This is a genomic window from Acidovorax sp. SUPP1855 (assembly GCF_030158955.1).
GTDB lineage: Bacteria > Pseudomonadota > Gammaproteobacteria > Burkholderiales > Burkholderiaceae_C > Paracidovorax.
Genome location: NZ_BQXI01000070.1, coordinates 1 through 7,122 on the forward strand (window position 1 = coordinate 1; position 7,122 = coordinate 7,122).

Genomic DNA, 7,122 nt, shown 5'->3' on the forward strand with positions numbered 1-7,122 from the left:
ACTAGATACGATGTATATTCTCAAGCACCTCTTTTGAGGGTGAAAAATAATCAAATTTGATTATTTTTAGAATATAAAAAGATAGAAATATTGCGCCGACCCCTCCGCGCTGGATCAGGTACATAACCTGATTCAGCGAGGATTCCATGCTCACACTCACCGTCGTCGCCACCAAGGGCGGCGTAGGCAAAACCACCCTCTCGGCCAACCTGGGAGGGCTGCTCGCCGATCTCGGCTACCGCGTCCTTCTGGTCGATGCAGACGTTCAGCCATCGCTCACCCGGTATTTCAAGCTGTCCCATACGGCCGATAACGGCCTGACCAACATGGTAATGGGCGGCATTTTGTCTGCCGATTGCGTGAGCCATATCGAATTGCCTCCGGAGGATTTTCCGGGAGACCATTCTCGCTTGAATGTGCAGGGTGGTTTCATGCACCTGGTCGCCTCCGATACACGCGACGGACGGCTGCAGGACTGGCTGTCCAACCGCCTTGATCGCCTCGTGCGAATCCGCATGTCGCTCGCCAGCGTCGACGTGCAGCGCGACTATGACGTGGTGATCATCGACACGCAAGGCGCGGTGGGCCATCTGCAGGATGCCGCTGTCAACGCAGCCGACATCCTGATCGCCCCCGCCTCGCCCGACATCGTGTCGGCGCGCGAATTCGTGGACGGCACGCTCAAACTCATGGAGCGCCTGGAGTCCTCGGTGAACATGGGGTTCACCGTTCCGGCCATGAAGGCCATCATCAACCGCGTGGAGCGCACCGTGGATTCGGACGCCATGTCGGGCCTCATCCGAAACCAGTTCCTGGAGATGCGCGGGCGCGTGTCCGTCCTCTCCACCACCGTGCCCAGCACGGTCGCCTACAAGAAAGCGGCGACGGCACAAGTGCCCGTGCACTGGATCGACCCCATCAAGGCGGGCGACGTGATGCATGCGCTGCTGTGGGAATTGATCCCCTCGCTCATCAACAAGTACGCCCCCAACCACCGGGGCGAGATCGTGCAGGCCATCCGGCCAGCACATGAGTCTCCGGCCGAGCCGGAGCCCAAGGAGGAAGCCGGTCCTGCCGGCAGCACGGCATCGGCGTGAGAAGGACGGTGGTGAAACCCCATGCCTTCGCACACCCCCGAAACGCTGACGGCGGCGCAGCGGGCCGAGCGCCTGCGCCTGAGCGGTCATGATGCCGGCCCCTCCACAACACAGGACGCCACCATGAGCACCGAAACCAAGCCTGCCCCCACCGCCGCCGCCAAAGCAGCTGCCAAGCCGGACAGGAACGAGAAATACCGCGAGCAGGCGAGGGCGGCGCTCGCGCTTCCGCCCTTGCGCAACGCCACCGAGGGCCTGGACCCGAGGTCCGACATGGACATGTCGTTCTCGCTGCTGTCCGTGGACGACGTGGAGCCCTACGAGTACAACCCGCGCACGCAGCCCAATCCGCTGTATGACGAGATCAAGGCGAGCATCCAGGCCGATGGCATCACCAATGCGATCACGGTGACCCGCAGGCCGGGCCAGGAGCGATACACGACCTACGGGGGCGGTAACACGCGCCTGATGATCGCCAAGGAATTGTTCAAGGCCGGCGACCCGCGCTTCGCGCGGCTGCACGTCATCGTCAAGGCCTGGGCGGGCCATGCCCGCACCATCGCCGCGCACCTGGCCGAGAACAAGATGCGGGGCGACATCTCGTTCTGGGAGAACGCGCAGGGCGTAAACACCTTCAAGGGCGAGTTGGAGAAGGAACGAGGCAAGGCACTCACGGCGAGTGAGTTGAACAACGAACTCAAGACGATGGGATTGAGCTTCGGTGCCAAGGTATTGCAAAACTTCGCGTTCGCCGTGGAGTTCCTGTCACCGATCGGGCCTTGGCTGCGCGCCACGGAAGTCAACACGGTGATTCGGCCCCTGGTCGGAGCCCTGCACCAACTCGGCGATCGGCTGGACCGGCGCGTGGAAGTACAGCAAGCCATCCAGGCGGCGCTGCATCGCCACGCTAACTCGATAGCTGCGCAGGAGGCGGCAAAGATCGCCCAACAACAGGCAGGCAGCGAGAAGGTGACACCGCCCACGCTGGACGTTCCGTTGTTGGTGCAGGACTTGCACGACACCGTGGCTGCCGTACTCAAGGTGGATGCGCAGACCGTGCCCGCGATGATCTCCGCCCTGGAGAGCGATGCCCGCATCTCTGCCGAGACGCTGCGGCAGGTCAAGGTCGCACCGCCTGCGACCGCGCCGGTGCCGATGCCCACCCCGCACCAGACGCCGCTGGCCGGCATGCTGGCCCCCGTGCCTGCGGCCCGTGCACCGGCCCCCAGCTCGGCGCCGGCTCGGCCTGCCACACAGCCCTCCGCGCCGGCCTATGCCCCCGATCTCCCTGCGCCGCTCCCCGATTCGTCCCTGCTGATGGCCGAATCCCCCAATGCCAACCTGCAGGGCCTGGTGCTGGAGCACCTGAGCAATCTCAACGACGTCGTGCCGCTGCACGACATCCTGTGCCACGCCCAGAGCATGCCCTTCGGCTACCTGGCCGATCTGCCCGAGCAGGACATCGCCCATGCCAGTGGCCAAGCCCTGCCCGAGGCGCAGGTGGTGCTGCGCGCAGCGCTCTGGAAGGTGCTTGCCGCCCTGTCGGGCCAGTACGACCGGCGCATCACCGCCACGATCACCGACGTGGACGCATCGCGCTGGACGCAGGCCGTGGCCAAGGGTCCCCAGGGCTTCGAGGAAGCGTGCCTGGAGGCCGCGACCGTGCAGGTGCAGTCCCTCGATGGTCAGCCCGCCATCGCGCTGCCGGACCTCTACCAGGTCCTGGCCGCGCCCGACGTGGGCTTCTCGCTCACCCGGCTCATGGCCGTGATGGAGCGCATCCGGCTCAACCACCCCGAGCGATTCCTGCCCGGGTGGGAGCCGCTCTTTTGATGCACCCGGCCTGAGACACCCCAGGTCAGATCCACAAAACGCGGCACTGCAAGAAATCGAAGCAAAAGGAGAGGTCACATGCCCGCCACGTTCGTCCATCGCGACGGAACCGAATTCATCGCCGAGGGCCTCGCCCACGGCATCCCCATCGATCCCCGGATGCCCGAGGGGTTCGACGACACGCCCAACGATGCGCGTCCGCCCTCGCATGGCAAGTGGTGGTACTTGCCTTTCATCCGCACCGAGACCATCGAAGCGATGGATGCGTTCTACGCCCAGCGAACGGACGAATACGCCGCCGCAGGCCGGGCCCACTGGCGCGAGAACCGCGCGAAGTGGCTCGACGCCTGGCCCTCGGGCACCCGGTACGACGTGCGGTGCCTGGATGGCGGCGCATGGGACCGCTCCACCAATTGGGGATCGTTCCCGACGCTGGAACAGGCCGTGGAGTGCGCTTTGACCCGGGGTGCAGACATGAATCGCATCGTCTGCGCGATGCCGGATGCGGTCACCCCAGGAGGGACGCTCTGATGGCGGTCGAATTCTTCCTCATCGATGCGCCGCATACGGTGCCCGTCGAGCACGCTGCTTGGCAGGAGGCGCTGGCAAGGTGGCGCATCGCTGCCGATCGTGTCTTCCAGTGCGAGAGCTGGGACAACTCGCAATTCGAGCGCCTGAACCAGGTTGCCGTGGACGCCAAGCAAGAGGCCGATCGCCTGGAACAGGTCGCGCGCATGGCCTGGCGCAGTGCTCCTCAATCGAACGGGAACTGCTGACCTATGTTGGCCATCACCAACCCCATGCTCAAGCGCATGCTGCTGGAGCACCTCGTGGAACACATGGACCAGGGTGGCTTCGATGCCTTGTTGACCGCGGGCTTCACGCCCGAGTTCCTGGACAGTCTGCGCCACCGGCCCGCACGCGACCTGATCAACATCGCGCAGACCGAGCTGGACATCCGCGTCGCGCTGCCGCAGCGCGCGATCGCCGCCTGCCTGCAGCGCCTGGACTGGCAGCGCCGAGACGCGCATCTGCGCGAATACTTCATCCGCCACGGCGCCTCGCGCCAGATGGTCTGCCAGTTCTTCAAGTTGACGGCCGATGAATTCCGCGATCTGCGGGAACTGCTGGTTCCCGATGGCGTGCCCAGCGGCCGGCCCTCGATGCCCAGCGAGCGGCTGCGCGACGAGATTCACCGGGTCTGGCACGACATGGAGCGCTCGGGCGAGCACCCCACGCTGCGCGAGCGCATCTACGCGCTGCACCAGCGCTTTCCGGACCTGCGCATCCAGGCCCTGCACGCCACCGTGACCGAGTTCGACGAGGCCGTGGCCACGGTCGGTGGATCGGTCGGTGCTCCCAGCAGCAACTTCGGCTCTCTCTGAAAGGACACACCCATGGGCGCGAACAAAGTCACCCACCTCTCCAACCGGCATGAGCGGCGCGCGCGCCGGGCAACCAGCTCGGCAGTGGACGTGGCGATCGCGCCCACGGCCCCCTCATCCATGGAACAGACATCCATGCAGAGCCTGACGCCCAGCCCGACCGCGGCCAACGATCTGCACGGTGCGCTGCTCGGCCAGGCGGTCCTGCTCGACTGGCTCGGGCAGGCCCCCATCTCGTTTCACCGGGCCTACGTGGACATCGCCGGTGGCGTGGTGCCGGCGCTGTGGCTGTCCAGCGCCATGGCGCGCATGGTCCATGCGCCACGGGAGAGCTTCCAGGGCGACACCTTCGTGTTCGCCATGTCGGCCCAGGAATGCGAGCAGGAAACCGGCATCAGCCGCGGGCAGCAGGAAACCTGCCGCCGGCAGCTGATCGCAGCCGGCCTGATCTCGGAGCAGTCCGGACAGCGCAAGCCCATCGTCTACTCCCTGCACCTGGATGTCATTGCCCGGGCCCTGATCGAGCAGGCCGAGCCGCTCGCGCAGATGCTCCACTTGTTGCAGCCGCAGGATGCGGCAATGGATTCTGGTTTCCCCGCGCTTCCGACAGTGCGGCAAATCGCAAAGTGATCACCGGCCTTCGGCGGATCGAATCCGCCCCAGAGCAGCCCTCGTCCCACGGCTCTATAGCGCCGGACGAGGCGCTGCGCCTGCTCGCGGCCCAGGGGTTCATCCAGTTTCACCCGGCACTGGCCGAGCGGCTGGACAACTTCAAGGCGGCGGTGTTCCTCGGTCACGCGCTGTATTGGACACGGCACCTGGCCAAGACCGGTGCGCACCGCGGTGGATGGTTCTTCCTCACCGCCAAGCAGTGGCAGCAGGCCACCGGCCTGACGACGCGCGAGCAGACGACGGTGCGCGAACTGCTGGTGCGCGAGCAACTGCTCTCCGAGCATCTGGCGGGCAAGCCCGCACGGCTGCACTTCAAGGTCAACCTGCAACGACTGGCCGCGTGGGCCAACCTGCCGCAGGAGCAGATCGTTTCCAAGCCTGGCTCGCCGCTGGGCTGGGAGGCGCTCGCACCCTGGTTCGGCCAGTGCGTGAGTTTCTACCGGCCGCTGTCCGATCTCACGGGCAGCGTGGCCGGTGGCCTGTACCTGTCCTATCTTCTGCAGCAGCAGCGCCGCGCGCTGGTGGCCCGGGCATCATGCCGAGGCCCCCAGGGCGACGGGTACTTCCGCGTCTCCCAAGAGGACATCCGCATTGCGCTGTGCCTTGGGCCCAAGACACAGCGCAATGCGCGCGAGCGGCTCAAGCGGGCCGGTCTCGTCCATGAATACTCCACCACGGTCCGGCTCAACCTGGGCGCGATCATGGCCTGCCTGCAGGGCCAGGAGCAAAAGCTGCTGCCCTCCCGGGGCAGGAAGCCGCAGCAGGCGATGCATCTCGTGCCGGCTCCGGCCACGGTCCCGTCCGTGCCGAAGCCCACGTCGGTCGCCCCGATCGCACAACCCGTGCGCCAGGTGTCGGAGATCCCGGCCGAGCCATTGCGGCGCTGGCTGGCCTCGCCCGGCAAGCCCGCGGCAAAGCAGCTCCCGCTGTTCGGTCCCATGGTGGCACGGCCAGTGCACGGTGCGATCGGCACGCAGTCCGAGAGCCGCGCGGCCAGCGGCGCGCCAGTCTCCCAAGTCATGAGCATGTTCGCGCCCCGGGCGTCAAGTCCGTCGATCCGCCAAGGCGTGCAGAATTCCACAGGACAGGACGCGATCCCATCCGCATCCACGCCACGTTCTGACACGCCCGAGTGTCAATCGTTTGCCCTTTTGTCGAAACTTGAATCGACAAATGCCGAAACGTCGAAACTTGAATGCCCAAACGTCGAAACTAAATTGCCGTTTTGTCGAAACCATATAAATAGGGTATTCAATAAACCTCCAACTCCTCTTACGCGCGACCCTGGGCAGCCTCGCCCTGTGGACAACTCAGCGGTACACCAGGAGGCGGAGTGTGGTCGTGGTCGGAACGTTGAGCCTTCCCCGGACAGCCGCGAAGAGACCGCTGCGCCAGCACCAGTGCAGCAGGAACCCGTTGTCCAACAGCAAGAGGCATCGGGGCCACCGGCAGAACTCGCCAACGAGAGCGCACCGCAGCCGGCACCCAGACCTGGACCGCTGGTCATGCCAGACCGGCTGGAGGCGGAATGGCACGTCGGGGTGAACAAAGTCCTGGCCACGGCGCCGCAGGCCATCCGCCAGCAGCTGCTTGACGAGTTGCAAGGGCATCTGGCCAGCAACAAGGCGATCCACAACCCGCCCGCTTGGCTGCACGCCCTGGTGCGGCACCACGAAAAGGGCACGCTGGTGCTGACCATGGCCGATCGGGTCGCCGCTCGACGCGAGGTCGAGCGCGAGCGCACGGCAAAGCAGGAAGCCCGTTCGGCCAGGGAATGCACCGAGGCGCAACAGGCTGCCGCGTCCGAGCCGCACCGCAACGACTCGGACACCGCGCTGTCCGCACGGGCCAAGCTGGACAAGCTGCGCCAGGAGCTTCGGCAGAAGGCTGGAACGACCGGCATCCGGCGGGGAAAGGCTGGGTCACGATGAGCCGTTGGAACTGCAATCAGGATGGGGCAGAGTACGGCGCGACCAATTTAGACGTTTTGTCTAATCTGGTACGCCGTACCAATTTAGACGTTTTGTCTAATCTGGTACGCCGTACCAATTTAGACGTTTTGTCTAATCTGGTACGCCGTACCAATTTAGACGTTTTGTCTAATCTGGTACGCCGTACCAATTTAGACGTTTTGT

At 65.1% G+C, this 7,122-nt stretch carries 8 protein-coding genes; all 8 read left to right on the forward strand.

The features are described 5' to 3' along the window. Positions 1 to 146 precede the first annotated feature (146 nt). Positions 147 to 1,097 (forward strand): ParA family protein, encoded by a 951-nt coding sequence (locus AVMA1855_RS26305; protein WP_284427980.1) that lies wholly within the window; start codon positions 147 to 149, stop codon positions 1,095 to 1,097. Positions 1,098 to 1,118: 21 nt separating this feature from the next. Then, positions 1,119 to 2,930, forward strand: a complete 1,812-nt coding sequence (locus AVMA1855_RS26310) for a ParB family protein (RefSeq protein WP_284427981.1) — start codon at positions 1,119 to 1,121, stop codon at positions 2,928 to 2,930. Positions 2,931 to 3,008: 78 nt separating this feature from the next. After that, positions 3,009 to 3,461, forward strand: a complete 453-nt coding sequence (locus AVMA1855_RS26315; protein ID WP_284427982.1) for a hypothetical protein — start codon at positions 3,009 to 3,011, stop codon at positions 3,459 to 3,461. Then, positions 3,461 to 3,706 carry a hypothetical protein gene (locus tag AVMA1855_RS26320; protein WP_284427983.1) on the forward strand — a complete coding sequence of 82 codons (246 nt, stop codon included), beginning with the start codon at positions 3,461 to 3,463 and terminating at the stop codon, positions 3,704 to 3,706. The genes AVMA1855_RS26315 and AVMA1855_RS26320 overlap by 1 nt, the downstream gene beginning before the upstream one ends. A gap of 3 nt (positions 3,707 to 3,709) precedes the next feature. Further along, positions 3,710 to 4,315 (forward strand): STY4526/YPO1902 family pathogenicity island replication protein, encoded by a 606-nt coding sequence (locus AVMA1855_RS26325; RefSeq protein ID WP_284427984.1) that lies wholly within the window; start codon positions 3,710 to 3,712, stop codon positions 4,313 to 4,315. A gap of 12 nt (positions 4,316 to 4,327) precedes the next feature. Beyond that, entirely contained in the window at positions 4,328 to 4,945 is a 618-nt protein-coding gene (locus tag AVMA1855_RS26330) for a hypothetical protein (RefSeq protein WP_284427985.1), read from the forward strand. Then, positions 4,942 to 6,918 (forward strand): hypothetical protein, encoded by a 1,977-nt coding sequence (locus tag AVMA1855_RS26335; RefSeq protein WP_284427986.1) that lies wholly within the window; start codon positions 4,942 to 4,944, stop codon positions 6,916 to 6,918. The genes AVMA1855_RS26330 and AVMA1855_RS26335 overlap by 4 nt, the downstream gene beginning before the upstream one ends. Next, positions 6,915 to 7,122 (forward strand): hypothetical protein (locus AVMA1855_RS26340; RefSeq protein ID WP_284427987.1); only part of this gene is annotated, 208 nt, incomplete at its 3' end. The genes AVMA1855_RS26335 and AVMA1855_RS26340, both read left to right, overlap by 4 nt.

Excerpts from the sequence above, each read along its gene's own strand:
- AVMA1855_RS26330 (WP_284427985.1), top strand. The coding sequence starts at position 4,328 with ATGGGCGCGAACAAAGTCACCCACCTCTCCAACCGGCATGAGCGGCGC.
- AVMA1855_RS26315 (WP_284427982.1), top strand. The coding sequence starts at position 3,009 with ATGCCCGCCACGTTCGTCCATCGCGACGGAACCGAATTCATCGCCGAG.
- AVMA1855_RS26310 (WP_284427981.1), top strand. The coding sequence starts at position 1,119 with ATGCCTTCGCACACCCCCGAAACGCTGACGGCGGCGCAGCGGGCCGAG.
- AVMA1855_RS26305 (WP_284427980.1), top strand. The coding sequence starts at position 147 with ATGCTCACACTCACCGTCGTCGCCACCAAGGGCGGCGTAGGCAAAACC.
- AVMA1855_RS26325 (WP_284427984.1), top strand. The coding sequence starts at position 3,710 with ATGTTGGCCATCACCAACCCCATGCTCAAGCGCATGCTGCTGGAGCAC.
- AVMA1855_RS26320 (WP_284427983.1), top strand. The coding sequence starts at position 3,461 with ATGGCGGTCGAATTCTTCCTCATCGATGCGCCGCATACGGTGCCCGTC.